Here is an 18,949-nt window from a genome sequence, read left to right as displayed (position 1 = left end):
TAGGAAGAGGACGATTCGGGCGATAAGGGGTACGGGCATGAGCACACGGCGGGAAGGCACCATCGACACTGCAGCCTTGCAGACGATCACGCACCGCTTGCGTGACGGCGCCTCTCACTACGCGCCAGAGGCCGCCGACGACGCAGAAGAACTCCCCGACCGTTCCCCTGGCGAGGCGCTCGCGCGCGCCCCGCGCGAGCCGGTCGGGCCGCGCGCCGTCATTGTGGACTGCGGGACATCCCGCGCGGAGGGCTACACGCACGTGCTACTCGTCTCGCCTTCCGCCGAGTTGCTGCTCGGCTCGCACCGGGTGAGTCACCTGGGCCTGGTGGTGGGACGCGTCTTCGGGGTCGAAGCGTACAAGTGGGAGGGCAACGAGCTCCTTCACGTGAGGGCACCAGGCCTTCGCTGGGAAGACCTGTTGAGCGAGGCGCAAGACGCCTTGGCCGACTATCTCGCGGCGGCGTAGCTCGGCTTCGTCACGAGACCGCGGTGCGACGCGTGCGCCGGTAGGCTGAACCCCAGCCGCCGACCCCCGAAACCAGTAGGGACCCGCATGACCGACGCGCCAGCCGCCAGCCCCGCAGCCGCACCCGACACACACCTCGACACCGTCGAGCACGCACAGGCCACCGCGGACCAGGCCATGCCGTACGCCGCCCTGGGCCTCAAGCCAGACGAGTACCAGCGCATCGTGGACCTCCTGGGCCGCCGCCCCACCGCCGCGGAGCTGGCGATGTACTCCGTCATGTGGTCGGAGCACTGCTCGTACAAGTCCTCCAAGGTGCACCTGCGTCAGTTCGGGTCGAAGACCACGGACGAGATGAAGAAACACCTCATGGTGGGCATCGGCGAGAACGCCGGCGTGGTGGACATCGGCGACAACTGGGCCGTGACGTTCAAGGTCGAGTCGCACAACCACCCGTCCTACGTGGAGCCGTACCAGGGTGCAGCGACCGGAGTGGGCGGCATCGTCCGCGACATCCTCGCGATGGGCGCGCGGCCAGTGGCCGTCATGGACGAGCTGCGCTTTGGCGACATCGACCACCCCGACACCGAACGCGTCGTCCACGGCGTGGTCGCTGGCGTGGGTGGCTACGGCAACTCGCTCGGCCTGCCCAACATCGGCGGCGGCTGCTCGTTCGATGCGTCGTTCCAGGGCAACCCGCTGGTCAATGCGCTGTGCGTGGGCGTCATGAAGCACGAGGACATCCACCTCGCCAGCGCGGAGGGCGTGGGCAACAAGGTCGTCCTGTTTGGCGCGCGCACGGGCGGCGATGGCATCGGCGGGGCCTCGATCCTCGCCTCCGAGACCTTCGAAGGAGGCGTCCCCGCGAAGCGGCCGTCAGTCCAGGTGGGCGACCCGTTCATGGAGAAGGTGCTCATCGAGTGCTGCCTCGAGTTGTTCGCGGCCGACGTGGTGCAGGGCATTCAGGACCTGGGCGCCGCTGGCATTTCTTGCGCGACCTCCGAGCTCGCGTCGAACGGCTCCGGCGGCATGCACGTGTGGCTAGACGACGTCCTGCTGCGCGACCCATCGCTCAACGCCGGCGAGATCCTCATGTCGGAATCCCAAGAGCGCATGATGGCCGTGGTCACCCCCGAGAAGCTCGACGCGTTCATGGCGATCACCGGCAAGTGGGAGATCGAGTCCTCCGTGGTGGGCGAGGTCAACGACTCCGGCCGCCTCACGATCGACCACCACGGTCAACGCATCGTCGATGTCGACCCGCGCACTGTCGCTCACGACGGCCCCGTCTACGAGCGCCCGTATGCGCGGCCCGCATGGATGGACGAGCTGCAGAGGCGTGTCGATTACCCCTACCCCAACGACGGCAACCCGATCGGCGAAGAGACCCTGAACCTCATGGTGTCTCCCGCGCTGGCCAGCAAGTCTTGGGTCACCGACCAGTACGACCGCTACGTCCAGGGCAACACCGCGCAGGCGCGCCCCGACACCGTGGGCGTGGTGCGTGTGGACGAAGGCACCGGCCGCGGCATCGCCATTGCGACCCGCTCCAACGATCGGTACACCAAGCTGGACCCATACCAGGGTGCGCGCCAGTCCGTCGCGGCGGCGTACCGCGCCGTGGCCATCGCTGGAGCCGAGCCGGTCGCCGTGACCGACGGCCTCAACTTCGGCTCACCGGAGGATCCCGACGCGATGTGGCAGTTCGCGGAGGCCGTGCGCGGCGTCGCCGATGCCTGCCTCGAGTTAGGAGTGCCCGTCACCGGCGGAAACGTGTCGCTGTACAACGGCACCGGCCAACCGGGCCGCGTCGACTCGTCCATCAACCCCACCGCAATCATCGGCATGCTGGGGATCCTTGACGACGTGCGCCGCGCCACGCCATCGGGCTGGCGTGAAGTGGGCCAGTCCCTGTATCTACTGGGCACCACCGGCTACGACTTTGCGGGATCCGTCTACGCGAGCCGCATGTGGCCACTCAACGGACTGCCGCCCGCGGTGGACATGGATGTCGAGAAGGTGTTGGCCGAGGTCATGATCGCCGCCTCGCGCGACGGCCTCGTGGACGCAGCCCGAGAGGTGAACGAAGGCGGCCTCGCCGCTGCTGTGGTCCTGGGGTGCCTGCGCTACGGAGTGGGGGCCCGCGTGGTGCTCGACGAGATCTGCACGCGTGACGGCATTGACCCCGGGGTGGCGTGGCTGAGCGAAACCCAGGGCCGTGCATTGGTCGCGGTGCCGCGCACCGAGGAGCCTCGTTGGACCGCGATGCTTGATGCGAGAGGAGTGCCCTTCGCGCGCATCGGCGTCACCATCGAGGAGCCGACGCTGGAGGTCCAGGACCATTTTGAGTGGAGCCTTGACGTGTTGCGTGCCGAGTCGGAGTCGACCATTCCGGCGCACTTCGCATAACCGTGCCACTGCGTCGGCGCCGCCAGGGGTGGGCGAGGCAGGGTCGCCACGCGCCGTGAGGAAGCCTGCGGCACACTGGAGGGCATGGCTCAACGACGCATCGTCCCTTCTGTGGGCTGGAGCGCCGTGAATCAGGCGGTGGCGGCTCTTCGCACGGCACTGGCGGGGGCGACGGATGCCGCGCGTGGGGACTCGCCGCAAGGCTCGCAGTGGCCTTATGGTCTGGAACGGTCGACTGTGGCTACCGCGGTGCGGTTCCTGCTGCAGGAGCTCGGCGAGCGTGCGCCCGGCCGCAGCGTCGAGGTGCGGGTGCCGCCCTTCGGCGCGGTGCAGTGCATCGAGGGGACGTCGCATCGGCGCGGGACGCCACCCGCCGTGATCGAGACGGATGCCGAGACGTGGATCGCACTCAGCGCTGGGGAGTTGGGCTGGTCGGATGCGCTCACGTCAGGCCGGGTGCAGGCATCGGGTGAGCGAGCCGACCTGTCAGCGCTGCTGCCGTTGATCGGCCCGGAGTAGTCGCGCCGCATGAGCCGCACCGTGACCGCCGCGATTCTCACCGCGCTGCTCCTCGCAGCCGGATGCACGGCCGACGCTGGCGAGGACTCCGCGCCCACAGCGCCCACCATGCTCGAGGCCTCCACAGAGGTGCCCGCCTCCGCCACGCCGACCGAGCCAACGCACCCCGCCGATGCCGCAGCGTCGCTCACCGGCGGGCTGGACGAGTTCTTTGACGCGGGATCGAGCGCCGATGAGGCGGTGCTCAGGCTCCGCGACGCCGGTCGCGCCGCGGACGCCGACCTCATTCAGAGGATCGCCGACCAGCCCGTTGGCATCTGGCTGGGAGAGTGGTCACCCGATGTGACAACGACAGTGCGCTCGATCACCGAGCAGGCTTCAGCGGCGAGCCAGATCGCGCTGTTCGTGGTCTACAACGTGCCCGGCCGAGACTGCGGCCTGCACAGTGCTGGCGGGGCACCCGTTGACGCCTACCTGGCGTGGGTGCAGCAAGTAGCGGACGGGGTCGCGCCGGGGTCCGTCGCGTGGTTTGTGTTGGAGCCGGACGCCTTGGCGCAGCTGGGCGATTGCGAAGGGCAAGGGGATCGCGTGGGCTTGCTCGCGGAGGCCGCACGCATCCTGGACGACGCCGGCGGAAGCGTTTTCGCCGATGTGGGGCACTCGAACTGGCACACGCCGGAGACGATCGCCGAACGGCTCGCAGCGGTGGGCACCGAGAACCTGGCGGGCGTCGCGACCAACACGTCGAACTACAACGCGACCGCGAACGAGCGCGCGTGGGGCGAGCAGTTGTTCGGCCTCACTGGCCTGCAGTTCATCACGGACACATCACGCAACGGCAACGGCGCTCCGGCCGACGGAGCATGGTGCAATCCGCGTGGAATGGCCATTGGCCAGCCCCCTCAGATCATCGACCGTGAGGGCGCCTTCGTGGCGACAATCTGGACAAAGGTGCCGGGCGAATCGGACGGCACGTGCAATGGCGGACCAGCGGCAGGAGCGTGGTGGGAAGAGATCGCGCTTGAACTCGCCGGAGGATCAAGCTAGTTCTTTCGGGGGCTGTGGTCGGCCAGTGATAACGGTTGCAAAGTGATAACGAAAACGTTATCGATGCACACTTGAGACCCCACGGACGTCCTCTGCGATTGCTTGGGCCCAATGGCCTGCCTATGGTGGAAAAGGTCGCGAGCGGTGGTCAGATTTCCATGGCCGTCGCGGCTACCTACCAGGTAGGTGGAGGAAAGAACTCCTCATTCCTGCCTGGGGGAGCATCAACACGACTCAACGGAGAGGAAAGCAACGCTAATGAAGCGAATCATGAAGGTTCAGCTCGCTACCGTCGCTGTCTCGGGTCTTCTGCTGGCAGGGTGTACGTCCTCGGACGACCCTGACCCCACGGACACGACGACAACGAGCGACGACAGCAATGTGGCCGCAGGTTGCGAGGACTACGCGACCTACGGAACGTTCGATGGAGAGGCAGTGGAGCTCTACGGCACCATCTCAGGTGTCGAGGCAGAGCAGCTGTCCGAGTCGGTCGCGAAGTTCGCAGAGTGCACCGGCATCGACGTCACATACAACGGCTCGGACGAGTTCGAGACCGAGATCAACATTCGTGTCGACGGTGGTAACCCGCCCGACCTCGCGATCATCCCGCAGCCTGGTCTTCTCCAGCGCGTGGTAGGCACCGGCGCCGTCGTTGCCGCCCCCGAGTCGGTCGAGGCAAACGTCGACGAGTTCTGGTCCGCTGACTGGAAGAACTACGGCACCGTCGGTACCACGTTCTACGCGGCTCCACTCATGGCATCCGTCAAGGGCTGGGTCTGGTACTCACCTTCCGAGTTCGCCGACAAGGGCTACGAAGTTCCCACCACGTGGGACGGCATGATGGATCTGACGGCCGACATGGCTGCCAACGGTGGCGAAGGCGCAAACTACGCGCCATGGTGCATCGGCTTCGAGTCCGGCACTGCAACTGGCTGGGCCGGCACCGACTGGATTGAGGACATCGTCCTGCGTCAGCAGGGCCCGGAGGCCTACGACCAGTGGGTTGCCGGCGACCTCGACTTCACCTCGCCCGAGATCACGGAAGCGTTCGAGGCTTTCGGTGCGATCGCACTGAACCCCGACTACGTCAACGGTGGCCTGGGTGACTCGGCGTCGATCGTTGACACGTCCTTCCAAGAGGCGGGCCTGCAGATCCTCGAGAACAGCTGCTCGCTCCACCACCAGGCTTCGTTCTACGAGGCACAGTGGCCGGAGGGCACCAACGTGGACCCCGAAGGTGACGTCTGGGCATTCCTGACGCCCAAGATCAACGAGTCTGACGGCGATGCCGTCACCGGTGGTGGCGAGTTCGTGGCCGCCTTCAACGACAAGCCGGAGACCGTTGCACTGCAGACGTTCCTGGCCTCGGACACCTGGGCAAACGAGCGTGTCTCGCTCGGTGGCGTGATCTCGGCCAACAAGGGCCTCGACCCCGCCAACGCCTCCAGCCCAGTTGGTCAGGCATCCATTGAGATCCTGCAGGGCGAAGACACCGTGTTCCGCTTTGACGCTTCGGACCTCATGCCTGCTGAGGTGGGTGCCTCGGCATTCTGGACCAGCATGAACGACTACGTCACGGGAACCCCCCTTGACACCGTTCTGTCGGACATCGAGAACGCTTGGCCGTAAGGTCTAGGTAAGCCCTCAAGTTGGCTGGGCCTCGCGCATCGTCGCGGGGCCCAGCCGGCGTCTGCCACACGAGGTGAAAGGAATCGACGATGACGTCGACTGAGGTGCCCTTGTCCTTGTCCCGAGGGCTGCCCATGGCAGGGCTCGACGGTGAGTTCTGGTCAACACAGGGCAGCAATGTTTCACTCGCCGCGATTGCGATCGTGGCGTTTCTTGTCGTAGTTGCGGCCGTCATGTTCGGCGCAGACCTAGTGCGCGGTGTGATCCGCGACAAGGTACAACTCATGGTGCTGATTGCACCCGTCCTGCTCCTGCTTGGAATCGGTCTGATTTGGCCGGCGCTGTCGACGGTTTGGCTGTCGTTCAACCAAGTGGTGCAAGAGCCCGACCCCGCCACCGGTATCTACACGTCCGTGACTCAGTTCGTTGGACTCGAGAACTACAGATTTGCGTTTACGGACTCCACGACCCTGCGCTCCGTGATCAACACGATGGTGTGGATGGTGCTCGTGCCTGGGCTTTCGACTTCGATCGGCCTGGCATACGCCGTATTTATCGACCGTGCCAAGGGCGAGAAGGTCCTGAAGTCCCTGGTGTTCATGCCGATGGCTATCTCCTTTGTAGGAGCTTCCGTGATCTGGGGCTCCATCATGTATGACTACAACCAGGTCGGCTCTCAGACAGGCATGCTCAACGCGCTGATCACCAAAATGGGGTTCCCTGCCTTCAACTTCTTGAACGAGGCCCCCTGGAACACGCTGTTCCTGATTCTCATCTTGGTATGGATCCAAACGGGATTCGCCATGGTGATCATCTCGGCGGCCATCAAGGGCGTTCCCGTCGAGATGAACGAGGCGGCCTCGCTTGACGGGGCAAACGCGTGGCAACGCTTCTGGTCCATCACGGTGCCGTCGATCCGCGCCACTCTGGTGGTGGTGCTCACTACCATCACGATTGCCTCGCTCAAGGTCTACGACATCGTTCGCACGGTGACGCAGGGCCGCAATCAGACCGACATCGTCGCCAACAAGATGTACGTACTGAGTTTCGTGGAAGGTCGCGAGTCACTGGGTGCGGCACTCGCCGTGATCCTGTTCGTCTTCGTCATCCCGATCGTCATCTACAACGTGCGATCGCTCAACAAGGTGAAGGAGACGCGCTGATGAGTGTCACGATGCCTCCCGCTGGCCCCGAGGCCACGCCAGACGCAGCACCGACTCGCAAGAAGAACCGGGCTGGCCAGGCGAAGGAGAACCTCACGTCGCCATGGGCGACAGCCGCAGCAATCATTATTGCGATGCTGTGGACCATTCCGACGGTCGCCCTGTTCATGACCGCACTCATTCCGGGTGACAGGTACCGCACCGACGCGTGGTGGACGGTGATGGCCGACGGCGATCTCACGTTCTCCAACTTCAACCACGTGCTGTTCGAGGCGTTTGGTGACAACTCCACGGCTCCCCCGCTGCTGGGCAACGTGATGAACTCCATTGTGGTGACAGTGCCATCGGTCGTGTTCCCGCTGGTACTGGGTTTGATGGCGGCATACGCGTTCGCGTGGATTCCGTTCAAGGGCTCCAACTTCCTGTTCGTCATGATCTTCGCGTTGCAGGTGGTGCCGTTGCAGTTGGCGCTGATCCCGCTGCTCAAGCTCCTCGGCCCAGAAAACCTGGGTGTCGCCGGGCAGTTCCCCGGCGTGTGGATAGCTCACACGATCTTCGCGATGCCGCTCGCGGTGTTCCTGTTACACAACTTTGTGTCGCAGATACCCAGCGACATCTTGGAGGCGGCGCGCGTGGATGGAGCCAGCCACACCCAGACCTTCTTCAAGATCATCATCCCGTTGTCGCTACCTGCGGTGGCGTCACTGGCGATCTTCCAGTTCCTGTGGGTGTGGAACGACCTGCTGGTCTCGGCGGTGTTCGGTGGCAACAAGACCTACCCGCTGACGTACCCGATCTCGAACCTCGCGGGTGACTACGGCCAGTACGCGTACTTGGTCCCGCCCGCCGCGTTCATCTCGATGATCATTCCGCTGATCGTGTTCTTCTCGCTCCAGCGGTACTTCGTGCGCGGCCTGCTGGCCGGCTCGACCAAGGGCTAATGGCGGTGCCCGCGCCGGTCACGCACCGGCGCGGGCGCGCCACCGCCTAGACTCATCCCGTGAGCGACGGTACTGAGCCCACCCCAGACCATTTGCGCGACAGCGCCATTCCGGCGACCTATCGGCGAGCGCCCCGCACGGAGCGCTTCATCCTGACGGGCGTCGGCATCGGCCTGTTCGTGGGACTCATACTGGGCGCCACCCTGCCAGCTGGCACCGCCGTCGGCCGGGGTGTCGCCATGCTGCTGCTTGGCTTGGGCGGCGCGCTCGCTGGGGGCCTCGTCACGGGTGCGCAGGCCGCCGTCATCGAGTATGTGTCTGGCCGCTCTGCCGACCGCCAAAGAGACGTGATCGAGGCCGAGGCCGCAGCTGGCTTCGAAGCCGACGACAACGAAGGGACGGCCGATGGCCCGCGGTGACGGACGCCTCAACCACGACCTGATGCCGGGGGAGAAGGGCCCGCAAGACGCGTGCGGGGTGTTCGGAGTGTACGCACCGGGCGAAGAGGTCGCGAAGCTCACCTACTTCGGGCTCTACGCACTGCAACACCGAGGTCAGGAATCGGCGGGCATCGCCGCGTCTGACGGCCACAAGATCCTCGTGTTCAAGGACATGGGCCTGGTCTCCCAAGTGTTCGACGAGGGCGCCCTCGAGGCTCTCCAGGGCCACATCGCGGTGGGTCACGCGCGCTACTCCACGACGGGCGCATCGACGTGGGCCAACGCGCAGCCAACGTTGGGGCCCACGGCTCACGGGACGGTCGCGCTCGGCCACAACGGCAATCTCACTAACCCCCAGGAACTCATCGACCTGCTGGTCGCCAGGGAGGGGATGGCCAAGCGGCTGGACCTCAAGGGTGGCAAGTGCACCGACACGGCCATCGTCACGGCGCTGCTGGGATCCGATGAGTACGACACCCTTGCCGAGACGGCACTCGAACTCCTGCCGCACGTGCGCGGCGCGTTCTCCTTCGTCTTCATGGACGAGCACGCGCTGTATGCGGCGCGCGACCCTCATGGGGTGCGGCCACTCGTGCTGGGCGAGCTCCCGGGTGGAGGCTGGGTCGTTGCCTCCGAGATCCCTGCGCTCGACATTGTGGGCGCAGCCTTCCTGCGCGAGGTCGAGCCGGGGGAACTCCTCACCATCAACGACGAGGGCGTTCACTCCGAGCGCTTTGCCAAGGCAGAGCCGCACGGCTGCGTCTTCGAATACGTCTACCTCGCGCGACCGGACACCTCGATTGCAGGCCGGTCGATCCAGGCCGCTCGACTCGAGATGGGCCGCACTCTTGCCCGCGAGCACCCGGTCGAGGCGGATCTGGTGATCCCCGTGCCGGAGTCAGGGACGCCGGCGGCGGTGGGCTATGCGCAGGAATCGGGAATCCCGTTCGCTCAGGGTCTCACCAAGAACGGATACGTGGGGCGCACCTTCATCCAGCCGTCGCAGACGCTGCGACAGCTGGGCATCAGGCTCAAATTGAACCCGCTCCGCGAGGTGATCGCTGGCAAGCGGCTCATCGTCGTGGATGACACCATCGTGCGCGGCAACACCCAGCACGCGATTATCGCGATGCTTCGCGAGGCGGGCGCCGCGGAGGTACACGTGCGCATCTCAGCGCCGCCCGTGCAGTGGCCGTGCTTCTACGGGATCGACTTTCCTACGCGCGAAGAACTCGCATCGGTGGGCAAGACGATCGAAGAACTACGTCAGTACATCGGCGCCGACACGCTCGGGCACATCTCCCTTGAGGGCATGGTCGCCGCGACGCAGCAGGCCGAGGAGCGCCTGTGCACCGCGTGCTTCACGGGCCAGTACCCGATGGATACCCCAGTCAATGCGCGCCACCTGCTGCTGACCCAGCGAGCGGAGGTCGCAGGATGAGCAGCGAAGGCATCACCTACGCGTCGTCCGGCGTGGACACTGCGGCGGGCGACCGCGCGGTGGAACTGATGAAGGAGGCTGTGGGCAAGACCCACGGGCCCGAGGTCTTGGGGGGAGTCGGCGCGTTCGCTGGCCTCTTCGACGCCTCTGCTCTCAAGGACTACCGCCGCCCACTGCTTGCGTCTTCAACCGATGGTGTGGGCACCAAGATCGTCATCGCTCGCGCGATGGGCATCCACGACACGATCGGCCAAGACTTGGTCGCCATGGTTGTCGACGACATCGTGGTGTGCGGCGCGAAGCCGCTTGTCATGACGGACTACATTGCGTGTGGTCGCGTGGTGCCGGAGCGCATAGCCGACATCGTGCGCGGCATTGCCGAGGGCTGCCTCATGGCGGATACCGCGCTCGTGGGGGGCGAGACAGCCGAGCACCCTGGCGTCATGGAGCCAGACGACTATGACGTGGCTGGCGCGGCCATCGGAGTGGTCGAAGCCGACGCGTTGCTGGGGCCCGATCGCGTCCGCGAGGGTGACGTGGTGGTGGCCATGGCATCGTCGGGGCTGCACTCCAACGGCTACTCGCTGGTGCGTTCGGTCATGGCGCATGCGGGCTGGACGCTCGACCGTCATGTGGCCGACCTCGGCCGCACCGTGGGCGAGGAACTGTTGGAGCCCACCCGCATCTACGCAAAGCTTTGTGTGGAGCTTGCGGGTTCTGTACCCGGCCTCCATGCCTTCTCGCACGTGACGGGCGGGGGACTCGCCGCGAACCTGGCGCGCGTCATCCCCGCGGGACTCGCCGCGACGGTTGCTCGCGACGCGTGGCAGCTGCCCGTCATCTTTGATGCGCTTGCGGGCGCGGGCCAGGTCCCGTGGCATGACCTGGAGTCGACGCTCAACATGGGCGTCGGCATGGTCGCCGTAGTGTCGGCCTCCGACGCCGACTCCGTGATCAGCGCCTCGACAGCCGCTGGCGTTCCGTCGTGGGAACTGGGCGCGGTCATCGCGGACGATGCGCGTGCGTCGTCCGCTGATGTGGTGCGTGGCGCCAAGGGCGTCCAGGGGGGCGCCGTCTACCTGAGTGGCGCGTACCGCGCCTGACGGTGGCTCCCGTCTGAACCGGCGACCCCCGGGCGCAACGCCGACGGCCGCCACACCCCGGGCGGTCACCAAGAATCGCGGCAGGAGACGACGTTCACCCCCGGCGCGGCACAGTCTCTAGTCGTCTTCTTCTGCCCAACGGTCGCGACGCTCGTCCTCTGACGGCTGCGCGGGCACGCTGGATCGACCGATGAGCTCTCGTTCCAACTCGCGCAGATCGCTGCTGTGGTCGGTGTACTTGAGCTGACGCGCAATCTTCGCGTCTTTTGCCTTCTGACGGCCGCGCCCCATGATCGCCCGTCCCTTCTGACTACAGAGGACACGCACAACTGCGGTCCTCGGCCTCGAGTCCTGTCGTTACTCTACAACCTTCGTTCGACCAGTCGCGAATCTCTGGACATACCGACAAAAACAGGAAAACTCCCAAGAACCGCGTCATAATCGTATGAGTCGAGAGTCTCATGGTGCGACGATGCCCGCAGGGCTCCCGGCACAACTGAGGGAAAGACATGATGGCAGATACTCTCCATGAACCGGAGAAGTTGCTCACGCCCAGTGAGGTCGCCGCGATTTTTCGCGTAGACCCAAAGACCGTGACCCGTTGGGCCAAGGTTGGCAAACTCTCCTCGATTCGCACGCTGGGTGGTCACCGGCGTTTCCGTGAGCTTGAGGTGATGGCCCTGCTCGCAGACGCGCAGGAACAGGCTCACTCCGCTTAACATTCGCAAGTCATAACGGCCCTCGTCCCGCAAGGACGGGGGCCGTTCTTTCTGCCCGGTGTGCGCCACCGACGCGCGGCAAGCGCAGAAGGTGCCACCCTGAGCCCAAGCGGCCTCGTCTCGACGTCCGCTCCGGGCCGTAATCTTGGCGCATGAATGCTGCCCTCACGCATGAGCGCTTCGCCACCCCGGTAGGCGACCTCAGCGTCTTCGCCACCGCGGATGGCGTGGTCCGTGCTGCGGGATTCCGGCCCGCAGTCCACGTGGCAGCGCAACTGCCGGGGGGCCTGGTGGCCGACGGCTGGTCGCAAGGCGCACCACCTCACGTCAGGGACGCCGTCGAGGCGTGGTTGGACGGAGACGGCAGCGCCGCGGCGTCGGTCCCGGTCCAGCAAGAGGGTGGGCCCTTCTTCCAGGACGTGTGGGAGGCGACGCGACGCATCGTTGCCGGTGAGCCGTTGTCCTATCAAGAGGTGGCCGCGGCCGCCGGGAGGCCGCGGGCCATGCGGGCCGCAGGGACGGCGTGCGGACGCAACGCCATCGCACTGTTTGTTCCCTGCCACCGAGTGATCGCTTCGGGTGGGCGTCTGGGCCGCTACGGCCCTGGGGGCCCTGGGATCAAGGCCGCTCTGCTCGCGTTCGAGGCTGGCTGGGCGGACGCTGCCGTCCTGAGAGCCGGACGCGAGGCGCACCCGGACGTTCTCGCGCCAGCGGTGGGCGTGGTGCACCCTGGAGGACCCGCACCGGGAGGGGACCGATGAGCGGCTCGCACCCGGCGCAGCACGCGCCCATGCGGGCGTGGATGCCGTCGCTCATGGTGGCCGCTCTGGGGTGGGGGTCATCGTTCTTGTTCATCAAGATGGGCCTTGAGGCATTCACCCCCGCCCAGGTGGGCTTCGGTCGGCTGCTGGTCGGCGCGATCGTGCTGGTCGCAATGGTGGCGGTGGCGCGGAGGTGGCCAAGTTTCACGTGGAAGCAGGTGGGGGCTATCGCCGTGGTGGGGGTGTGCATGTCCGGCGTGCCGATGGTCTTGATCCCCATGGCTGAGCAGCACATCACCTCGATTCTCGCGAGCCTGCTGAACGCGTCCACGCCGCTGTGGACCGCCCTGTTCGTGGCCCTGCTCATACCGGCGGAGCGCACCACCCGTTCGCAGTTGGTTGGCCTGCTGGTGGGCGCCGCCGGGCTAGCCGTGCTGGTGGGCGCATGGGACGTGAGTGAGTTCTCCTTGAGCGGCACCGTGCTGATGCTGACGGCCACCGCGTTCTATGGCATTGGCGGGACGCTGTCGCGCATGTTGCTGACGCGGGTGAGCGCCGGACCCGCTGGGCTGTCCATGACGCAGGTGGGGATCTCGGCCGTCATGCTGGCGCCCGTGGCGGTCTTGTCCGGGCCACCGGAGCAGGGCGCCTTCTCCGTCACGGGGTCAGCGCTGTGGGGAGTACTGGCGCTCGGCGTGCTCGGCACGTCGTTCGCCTACATCATGTTCTGGAGGGTCGTGAAACTCGCCGGAGCCACTACCGCTACCTCGGTGACGTTCTTGGTGCCCGTTGTCGCGACGGTGCTGGGCGTGACCGTCTTGGGCGAGGGACTCCAGTGGTACGAGCCGGTCGGCGCGCTCGTCGTGTTTGTCGGGGTGTGGCTTGCTGGCCGATCCAGGCCCAAGCCGCCGCCCCCACCGGCGGCCACTCCGCCGGGAGCGCCGTCGGTGGATGTGGCTTAGCTGCCGAAGTAGCGGCGCAGGCTGGTGATGGCGCGTTCCGGCTTGAGATCTTTGTTCTTGTTGATCTTGGAGGCGCCGACGGCGATCAGGATGCCGCCAATGAGCAGCAGGCCACCGCCCACCGCCAGGGCGGCAAGCCAAGCGGGCCACACCTGAGCCAGGCCGATCACGGCAGCCGCGAGGAACACGGCCAGGGCGAAGAACAGGAAGGACGCGGAGGCCGCCACCAGAGCAGCGCCGATGCCGATGCCCTTGGCCTTCTCCTGCATCTCGGTCTTCGCATCTTCGAGCTCGGTGCGCACGATTCCCATCGCTTGACCTGCAACGGCCGCCACGAGTGCGTTCACCACGTACTTACCAAAGCCACCGGTCTTCATAGTTCCTCCTAGGAGTGATGACCCCAGTACAGCGTGTATCGGGGGCTATGTGCAAACGCATGACCGGCGACTCACTCGAGGGGTGACCCTCCCCGGCTTAGACTCCGACCATGAGAGTCGTGATAGCGCCCGACTCGTTCAAGGGCTCGGTGCCGGCCGACGTAGCAGCTCGGGCCATCGCCGCGGGGTGGCTGGAGATTCGCCCTGGTGACGAGCTGATCCTCTTGCCGCAAGCGGATGGCGGGGAGGGCACGCTCGACATGATCGAGGCGTGCGTGGCGGGAGCGCGCAGACACGGGACGTTCCCGGTGGACGGGCCGGATGGCCGCCCCGCCCGCGGAGAGTGGCTCATGCTGCCAGACGGCACTGCCGTGGTGGAACTCGCGCAGATGTGCGGCCTGCCGCTCATGGCATTGCCGGATCCGCTGGGTGCCTCCACGCGCGGGCTGGGCCAGACCATCGGCGCCGCTTTGGATGATGGCGCATCCCGGCTGGTGATCGCGATCGGCGGCTCCGCCTCGACCGACGGCGGAGCGGGCGCACTCACGGCTCTCGGCCTGCGTGCGAACGACGCCGCAGGCAGTCCGCTGCCCCCTGGCGGCGCCGCGCTCGCCGGGTTGCACGAGTGCGACCGATCGGGCCTCCGGCCGCCCCCTTCAGGCGGCGTGACGGTGCTGACGGACGTCACCGCGCCGCTGCTGGGTCCCGCCGGGGCCGCGGCGGTATTCGGGCCGCAGAAGGGCGCGAGCGCGGCCGACGTTCGCGTGCTCGAGGACGCCCTTGCCCGCTACGCGCAGTTGCTGGGGGGCGACGCCGACGCCCCTGGCGCGGGAGCGGCAGGCGGCACGGCGTTCGGGTTTGCCACGGTGTGGGGTGCTCGCGTCGAGCCCGGCGCCGCCTACATCCAGCGTCTCACCGGCTTGGCCGCCGCCGTGGCCGATGCCGACGTGGTGATCACGGGGGAAGGACAGTACGACGCGCAGTCGCTTGGCGGCAAGACGGTGGGCGAGGTGCTGAGGCTCGCCAGTCAGGCGGGCACGCGCGCCGCCGTCATCGCCGGCCGACTGTCGGACCCGGCGCCCGTGTGGGCGGCCTCGCTCGTGGAGCTGGCCGGCTCTGAGGCCGACGCGCTGGGCCGACCGGAGCGCTGGCTGGGGGTTGCGGGCGCCACTGCCGCGACGGAACTGGGCGAGGCCTCCGCCGCTGACCTGCGTGGCCCGGCAGGCGCGAAGGAGTGAGCCGCCCCCACCTAGCCGTCCGTGCCAGCCCCAGCGTCGTCCGTTGTCCGTGAAAGCACAAAGCCCCGCAGCTTCGGCGGGGCCCTCTGTGGTGGCTCCGACGGGCGTCGATCCCGTGACCTCACGATTTTCAGTCGTGCGCTCTACCAACTGAGCTACAGAGCCTCAGGGGAGCGGCATCGGCGAGAGACCGCGCCCCCTTGAGACAAATGCCCCTCTTAGATAAGAGGGGCACTCATACCCGCGACCCTGACGGGACTTGAACCCGCGACCTCCGCCGTGACAGGGCGGCGCGCTAACCAACTGCGCTACAGGGCCTTGACGTCTCGCCGAGGCGGGACAAGACCAGAGAAAGTGTAGACCATGACGGTCGACACCCAGTACCCCCAACGGGATTCGAACCCGTGCTACCGCCGTGAAAGGGCGGCGTCCTAGGCCACTAGACGATAGGGGCTGAGCCAAGTGTCAATGATAGGGGTAGTCGGAGGGTGGGTCCACTCGCGGTTGAGACACAATGGCCCCATGGTCACGATGTCCCCTGAGGAGTTTGAACAGGCAGTCGACGACGCGCTCGAGTTGGTGCCTGGCGAGTTGTTGGACCTCATGGACAACGTGGTGATCCTCATCGAGGACGACTCGCCGGATGGTGAGCCCGAGTTGCTGGGCCTGTACGACGGCGTCTCGCTCACCGACCGGGGGGCGGACTGGGGCTTTGGCGAGTTGCCGGACCGCATCTTCATCTATCGCAACCCCACGCTGAAGCTCTGCGGCAGCGCGGATGAGGTGCGCGACGAGGTGGCCGTCACGGTGGTGCACGAGATCGCCCACCACTTTGGGATCGACGACGATCGCCTCCACGCCCTGGGGTGGGGCTAGCGGAGCACACGAAAGCCGCGCCCCTGGGTGCGGGACGCGGCGTTCGGTCGTGCGATTACTTCTTGGTGCCCCGCGGCTTCTTGGCAGCGGGAGGGCTGGAGGCCATGTGCGCCGTGTTGGCCACCACTACATCGGCCTCGACCATGGCAGGGCTCGTGGGCGGAGTTTCCTGAGTACCTCGCTTCTGCGCCACCCAGGACAGCCCGTGGTAGATCACGAGTGCCGCGAGGGTGCCGAGTGCGATGCCGTTGAACACCATGGTGCCCCACACTGCCTCGTAGTCGGCCGTGCCGATGATGAGCGCCACTGCGGCGGTGACCAGGTTGACGGGGTGAGAGAAGTTGACGCCGTTCTGCACCCAGATGCGCGCGCCCAGCACGGCAATCAGGCCGAACAGCAGGGTCGCGAGCCCGCCCAGCACTCCTAGGGGGACGACGGCAACGATCGCGCCGAACTTGGGCACCAGGCTCAGCAGCAACGCCACTGCAGCCGCCACCCAGTACGCGAGGGTTGAGTACACGCGGGTGGCCGCCATGACGCCGATGTTCTCTGCGTACGTCGTGGTACCAGAACCGCCGCCGAGGCCGGCAAGGGTGGTGGCCACGCCGTCGGCGAAGAGCGCCCGACCGGTCACGGGGTCTAGGTCCCTGTTGGTCATGGCGGCGACGGACTTCACGTGGCCGATGTTCTCGGCGATGAGCACGAGCACCACGGGGATGAACGCGATGAGCACCGATCCCTCGAAGGTGGGCGTGTGGTATTCGGGGAGTCCAAACCAGGCCGCGTCGCCAATGACTGCGCCCGCACCGTCCCACTCGCCGCGAAGGGCAGCGAACAGTCCGCCGATGATGGCGCCCGCGAGGATCGCGATGCGCCCGAGGAATCCCTTGGACAGCACCATGAGCAACAGCACAGCGGCAAGGGTCACGATCGCGGTCCAGGGGCTGCCGTTCCACATGTCCTTTGCGGCACCCGCCAGGTTGAGCCCAATGAGCGCCACGATCGTTCCGGTGACGGCGGGAGGCATCAGTTTCTGGATCCAGCCGCCGCCGAGGAGGTGGACCAGCGCACCGACGGCGGCGAGCAAGAGGCCCGCAAGGAGGATTCCGCCAAGCCCGATCGCGATCGTCGCTCCGTCGAGAGGCCCGTTGGCAGAGGTCACGCCGGCCGCCGCAAGCGGGGCAATGAAGGCGAAGCTTGAGCCCAAGTAGGACGGCACCTTGTTGCCGGTGATCATGAGGAAGATCGCCGTGCCGATTGCGCTGAAGAAGAGAGTGGTCGATGCTGGCATGCCCGTGATCGCGGGAACGAGCAGCGTCGACCCCATCATGGCGAGCACGTGCTGAGCGCCGATGCCGATAGTGCGCGGGTAGGTCAGGCGCTCGTCTGGCGCTACAGCCTGATTGCCGGTCAGGTTCTTGCCGTCGCCGTGGACGGTCCAGGTCATGAAGGTCTTGAGTCGTGACAGAACGGTAGACATGGGGCTCCTTTGCCTCGTTTTCTCCATCGCCGGTCCTGCCATCGCGTCCGGCTTGCTCGCACTCTAGGGGTAGAAGGTCCCGGGTTCCTGAGCAACAGGTCCCGCGCGCCTGAGAATCTGTCGGGAGGGGCCCCGCGCCGGTTGTCTGAGGTGTGGAATGATGTTAACGCCAACATTTCCGGACCATGGAGCGCGCGTCGCTGCGGTGCAGGGGTGAAATGGCAGGTAGCCTCTGCATGTCGGCACAAGGACGGTGAGGGCGCAATGGCGAACGTGGTGCGGGGTCCGAGCATGCACGACGTCGCGGCTCGTGCTGGCGTGTCGCACCAGACCGTGTCGCGCGTCCTCAACGGCTTTGAGGGCATCCGGCCTGGTACCAGGGAGAGGGTTCTGGCGGCGATCTCGGACCTGGGCTATCGGCGCAACGTCGCTGCGCGCTCGCTGGCTACCGGGAGGTCGCAGGCCGTCGGGGTGCTGGTTCCTGACACCCCCAATTTTGGACCGACGTCGAGCTTCTACGCAGTGGAGCGCGCCCTCAGGGACGCAGGCTTTCAGGCGCTGAGCACCGCAACGGCCAACGATGCCGCCTCGGTCGATGAGGCGCTCGATTTCTTGTTCGGACGGTCCATCGAGGCGCTCGTGCTGATGGCCCCCACGCGGAACGTACTCAACGTGGCAGACGCGCGGGCCAACAATGTTCCCGTCGCATACTTGCTTACCGGCGACGAGCGGGCGCCGTGGTCCGTATCCGTCGATCAGGGTGAGGGGGTTCGGCTTGCCATCGACCACCTCGTGTCCATGGGTCATACGCGCATCCAGCACATCACGGGCCCGGGCGATTCCACCGAGGGGCGGTTGCGGGAGAGTGCCTTCGTCTCGGAGATGATGCGCAGGGGCCTGCCGCGGTTGCCGATGATCGAGGGCGACTGGTCGGCGCAGTCGGGCTTCGAAGCTGGCGAGCACGTCGACCACTCCGCTACGGCCGTGTTGTGCGCCAACGACCAAATGGCGCTGGGTCTCATCCACGCGCTCGGCCTTCACGGCATCGACGTGCCGCGACACATCTCCGTCATCGGTTTTGACGACATTCCCGAGGCGGCGCACACGATGCCGCCGCTGACCACGGTGCGCCAGGACTTTCGCGCGGTGGGGTCGCTCGCAGTGGCCGTGCTGGTCGCGGCGCTGTCTGGCGAGGACTTGCCGGACACGTCCCCACTGCCCGCCGAGCTGATCGTGCGTGAGTCGGTCGCGCCTCCGAGCATGTAGTCGCCACGGTCCCCACCCGTACACAACATCGTGAGTCAGACCCAATGTCCCGGTTGCGTCGGGAAATGTTAGCGCTACCATTTGGGGGTGGGCGGTTCCGATTGCCCGC

At 66.5% G+C, this 18,949-nt stretch carries 19 protein-coding genes and 3 tRNA genes; 16 read left to right on the top strand and 6 right to left on the bottom strand.

What is annotated here, in order from left to right:
• The first annotated feature begins 37 nt into the window (after positions 1–37).
• The 10 genes from QZZ33_RS08365 to purM all read left to right on the top strand — a co-directional run bounded on the left by QZZ33_RS08365 (position 38) and on the right by purM (position 11,161).
• Entirely contained in the window at positions 38–469 is a 432-nt protein-coding gene (locus QZZ33_RS08365) for a hypothetical protein (protein ID WP_291379350.1), read from the top strand.
• A gap of 87 nt (positions 470–556) precedes the next feature.
• Positions 557–2,878, top strand: coding sequence for a phosphoribosylformylglycinamidine synthase subunit PurL (gene purL / locus QZZ33_RS08360; protein WP_291379348.1), 2,322 nt, complete (start codon positions 557–559; stop codon positions 2,876–2,878).
• Between the two features lie 84 nt (positions 2,879–2,962).
• Positions 2,963–3,397, top strand: a complete 435-nt coding sequence (locus QZZ33_RS08355; RefSeq protein WP_291379346.1) for a sterol carrier family protein — start codon at positions 2,963–2,965, stop codon at positions 3,395–3,397.
• A gap of 9 nt (positions 3,398–3,406) precedes the next feature.
• The gene (locus QZZ33_RS08350; protein WP_291379345.1) at positions 3,407–4,444 is read left to right on the top strand and encodes a glycoside hydrolase family 6 protein; all 1,038 of its coding nucleotides are present in this window, start codon (positions 3,407–3,409) and stop codon (positions 4,442–4,444) included.
• 270 nt (positions 4,445–4,714) lie between these two features.
• The gene (locus tag QZZ33_RS08345) at positions 4,715–6,073 is read left to right on the top strand and encodes an ABC transporter substrate-binding protein (RefSeq protein ID WP_291379343.1); all 1,359 of its coding nucleotides are present in this window, start codon (positions 4,715–4,717) and stop codon (positions 6,071–6,073) included.
• A gap of 89 nt (positions 6,074–6,162) precedes the next feature.
• Entirely contained in the window at positions 6,163–7,236 is a 1,074-nt protein-coding gene (locus QZZ33_RS08340; RefSeq protein ID WP_291379341.1) for a sugar ABC transporter permease, read from the top strand.
• Positions 7,236–8,177 carry a carbohydrate ABC transporter permease gene (locus QZZ33_RS08335; protein WP_291379339.1) on the top strand — a complete coding sequence of 314 codons (942 nt, stop codon included), beginning with the start codon at positions 7,236–7,238 and terminating at the stop codon, positions 8,175–8,177. The genes QZZ33_RS08340 and QZZ33_RS08335 overlap by 1 nt, the downstream gene beginning before the upstream one ends.
• Positions 8,178–8,236: 59 nt before the next feature.
• Complete coding sequence (locus QZZ33_RS08330) at positions 8,237–8,596, top strand: hypothetical protein (protein WP_291379338.1); 360 nt, start codon at positions 8,237–8,239, stop codon at positions 8,594–8,596.
• On the top strand, positions 8,583–10,058 hold the full coding sequence (gene purF / locus QZZ33_RS08325; protein ID WP_291379336.1) for an amidophosphoribosyltransferase: 1,476 nt from the start codon (positions 8,583–8,585) through the stop codon (positions 10,056–10,058). The genes QZZ33_RS08330 and purF overlap by 14 nt, the downstream gene beginning before the upstream one ends.
• A complete protein-coding gene (gene purM, locus QZZ33_RS08320) occupies positions 10,055–11,161 on the top strand; it encodes a phosphoribosylformylglycinamidine cyclo-ligase (protein ID WP_291379335.1) in 1,107 nt (368 codons plus the stop codon). Before purF ends, purM begins: the two co-directional genes overlap by 4 nt.
• A gap of 117 nt (positions 11,162–11,278) precedes the next feature.
• On the opposite strand, the gene QZZ33_RS08315 is transcribed toward purM, so the two are convergent.
• Entirely contained in the window at positions 11,279–11,452 is a 174-nt protein-coding gene (locus QZZ33_RS08315) for a DUF3073 family protein (RefSeq protein ID WP_291379332.1), read from the bottom strand.
• Positions 11,453–11,673: 221 nt separating this feature from the next.
• Here QZZ33_RS08315 and QZZ33_RS08310 point away from each other — a divergent pair, with 221 nt between their 5' ends.
• The 3 genes from QZZ33_RS08310 to QZZ33_RS08300 all read left to right on the top strand — a co-directional run bounded on the left by QZZ33_RS08310 (position 11,674) and on the right by QZZ33_RS08300 (position 13,603).
• Entirely contained in the window at positions 11,674–11,880 is a 207-nt protein-coding gene (locus tag QZZ33_RS08310) for a BldC family transcriptional regulator (protein ID WP_291379378.1), read from the top strand.
• 152 nt (positions 11,881–12,032) lie between these two features.
• A complete protein-coding gene (locus tag QZZ33_RS08305; protein WP_291379330.1) occupies positions 12,033–12,641 on the top strand; it encodes a methylated-DNA--[protein]-cysteine S-methyltransferase in 609 nt (202 codons plus the stop codon).
• The gene (locus QZZ33_RS08300) at positions 12,638–13,603 is read left to right on the top strand and encodes a DMT family transporter (RefSeq protein WP_291379329.1); all 966 of its coding nucleotides are present in this window, start codon (positions 12,638–12,640) and stop codon (positions 13,601–13,603) included. The genes QZZ33_RS08305 and QZZ33_RS08300 overlap by 4 nt, the downstream gene beginning before the upstream one ends.
• On the opposite strand, the gene QZZ33_RS08295 is transcribed toward QZZ33_RS08300, so the two are convergent.
• The gene (locus QZZ33_RS08295; RefSeq protein WP_291379327.1) at positions 13,600–13,980 is read right to left on the bottom strand and encodes a phage holin family protein; all 381 of its coding nucleotides are present in this window, start codon (positions 13,978–13,980) and stop codon (positions 13,600–13,602) included. The two genes, QZZ33_RS08300 and QZZ33_RS08295, sit on opposite strands and share 4 nt — an antisense overlap.
• A 110-nt stretch (positions 13,981–14,090) precedes the next feature.
• Here QZZ33_RS08295 and QZZ33_RS08290 point away from each other — a divergent pair, with 110 nt between their 5' ends.
• Complete coding sequence (locus tag QZZ33_RS08290) at positions 14,091–15,218, top strand: glycerate kinase (RefSeq protein WP_291379325.1); 1,128 nt, start codon at positions 14,091–14,093, stop codon at positions 15,216–15,218.
• 89 nt (positions 15,219–15,307) lie between these two features.
• On the opposite strand, the gene QZZ33_RS08285 is transcribed toward QZZ33_RS08290, so the two are convergent.
• From QZZ33_RS08285 to QZZ33_RS08275, 3 genes are all read right to left on the bottom strand, one after another.
• Positions 15,308–15,383, bottom strand: a tRNA-Phe gene (locus QZZ33_RS08285).
• Positions 15,384–15,462: 79 nt separating this feature from the next.
• A tRNA-Asp gene (locus QZZ33_RS08280) sits at positions 15,463–15,536 on the bottom strand.
• 63 nt (positions 15,537–15,599) lie between these two features.
• Positions 15,600–15,672 (bottom strand) — tRNA-Glu (locus QZZ33_RS08275).
• Between the two features lie 68 nt (positions 15,673–15,740).
• Here QZZ33_RS08275 and QZZ33_RS08270 point away from each other — a divergent pair.
• Positions 15,741–16,094 (top strand): metallopeptidase family protein, encoded by a 354-nt coding sequence (locus tag QZZ33_RS08270; protein WP_291379323.1) that lies wholly within the window; start codon positions 15,741–15,743, stop codon positions 16,092–16,094.
• 55 nt (positions 16,095–16,149) lie between these two features.
• Here the strand turns inward: QZZ33_RS08270 and QZZ33_RS08265 are convergent, their stop codons facing one another.
• Positions 16,150–17,574, bottom strand: a complete 1,425-nt coding sequence (locus QZZ33_RS08265) for a solute carrier family 23 protein (RefSeq protein WP_291379321.1) — start codon at positions 17,572–17,574, stop codon at positions 16,150–16,152.
• A 291-nt stretch (positions 17,575–17,865) separates the two neighbouring features.
• On the opposite strand from QZZ33_RS08265, the gene QZZ33_RS08260 reads away from it, so the two are divergent.
• Positions 17,866–18,840 carry a LacI family DNA-binding transcriptional regulator gene (locus QZZ33_RS08260; protein ID WP_291379319.1) on the top strand — a complete coding sequence of 325 codons (975 nt, stop codon included), beginning with the start codon at positions 17,866–17,868 and terminating at the stop codon, positions 18,838–18,840.
• Positions 18,841–18,949: the final 109 nt, after the last annotated feature.

Source organism: Demequina sp. (genome assembly GCF_016278775.1).
Taxonomy (GTDB): Bacteria; Actinomycetota; Actinomycetes; order Actinomycetales; family Demequinaceae; genus Demequina.
The sequence above is the reverse complement of the archived record's forward strand: the minus strand, read 5'-3'. Positions and strand labels throughout refer to the sequence as shown.

Bases quoted from the DNA above. Each gene is read 5' to 3' on its own strand.
- QZZ33_RS08290 (WP_291379325.1), top strand. From the start codon at position 14,091: ATGAGAGTCGTGATAGCGCCCGACTCGTTCAAGGGCTCGGTGCCGGCC.
- QZZ33_RS08340 (WP_291379341.1), top strand. From the start codon at position 6,163: ATGACGTCGACTGAGGTGCCCTTGTCCTTGTCCCGAGGGCTGCCCATG.
- QZZ33_RS08335 (WP_291379339.1), top strand. From the start codon at position 7,236: ATGAGTGTCACGATGCCTCCCGCTGGCCCCGAGGCCACGCCAGACGCA.
- purF (WP_291379336.1), top strand. From the start codon at position 8,583: ATGGCCCGCGGTGACGGACGCCTCAACCACGACCTGATGCCGGGGGAG.
- QZZ33_RS08295 (WP_291379327.1), bottom strand. From the start codon at position 13,980: ATGAAGACCGGTGGCTTTGGTAAGTACGTGGTGAACGCACTCGTGGCG.
- QZZ33_RS08270 (WP_291379323.1), top strand. From the start codon at position 15,741: ATGGTCACGATGTCCCCTGAGGAGTTTGAACAGGCAGTCGACGACGCG.
- QZZ33_RS08265 (WP_291379321.1), bottom strand. From the start codon at position 17,574: ATGTCTACCGTTCTGTCACGACTCAAGACCTTCATGACCTGGACCGTC.
- QZZ33_RS08345 (WP_291379343.1), top strand. From the start codon at position 4,715: ATGAAGGTTCAGCTCGCTACCGTCGCTGTCTCGGGTCTTCTGCTGGCA.
- purL (WP_291379348.1), top strand. From the start codon at position 557: ATGACCGACGCGCCAGCCGCCAGCCCCGCAGCCGCACCCGACACACAC.
- QZZ33_RS08350 (WP_291379345.1), top strand. From the start codon at position 3,407: ATGAGCCGCACCGTGACCGCCGCGATTCTCACCGCGCTGCTCCTCGCA.
- QZZ33_RS08315 (WP_291379332.1), bottom strand. From the start codon at position 11,452: ATGGGGCGCGGCCGTCAGAAGGCAAAAGACGCGAAGATTGCGCGTCAG.
- QZZ33_RS08300 (WP_291379329.1), top strand. From the start codon at position 12,638: ATGAGCGGCTCGCACCCGGCGCAGCACGCGCCCATGCGGGCGTGGATG.
- purM (WP_291379335.1), top strand. From the start codon at position 10,055: ATGAGCAGCGAAGGCATCACCTACGCGTCGTCCGGCGTGGACACTGCG.
- QZZ33_RS08365 (WP_291379350.1), top strand. From the start codon at position 38: ATGAGCACACGGCGGGAAGGCACCATCGACACTGCAGCCTTGCAGACG.
- QZZ33_RS08305 (WP_291379330.1), top strand. From the start codon at position 12,033: ATGAATGCTGCCCTCACGCATGAGCGCTTCGCCACCCCGGTAGGCGAC.
- QZZ33_RS08310 (WP_291379378.1), top strand. From the start codon at position 11,674: ATGGCAGATACTCTCCATGAACCGGAGAAGTTGCTCACGCCCAGTGAG.
- QZZ33_RS08355 (WP_291379346.1), top strand. From the start codon at position 2,963: ATGGCTCAACGACGCATCGTCCCTTCTGTGGGCTGGAGCGCCGTGAAT.
- QZZ33_RS08260 (WP_291379319.1), top strand. From the start codon at position 17,866: ATGCACGACGTCGCGGCTCGTGCTGGCGTGTCGCACCAGACCGTGTCG.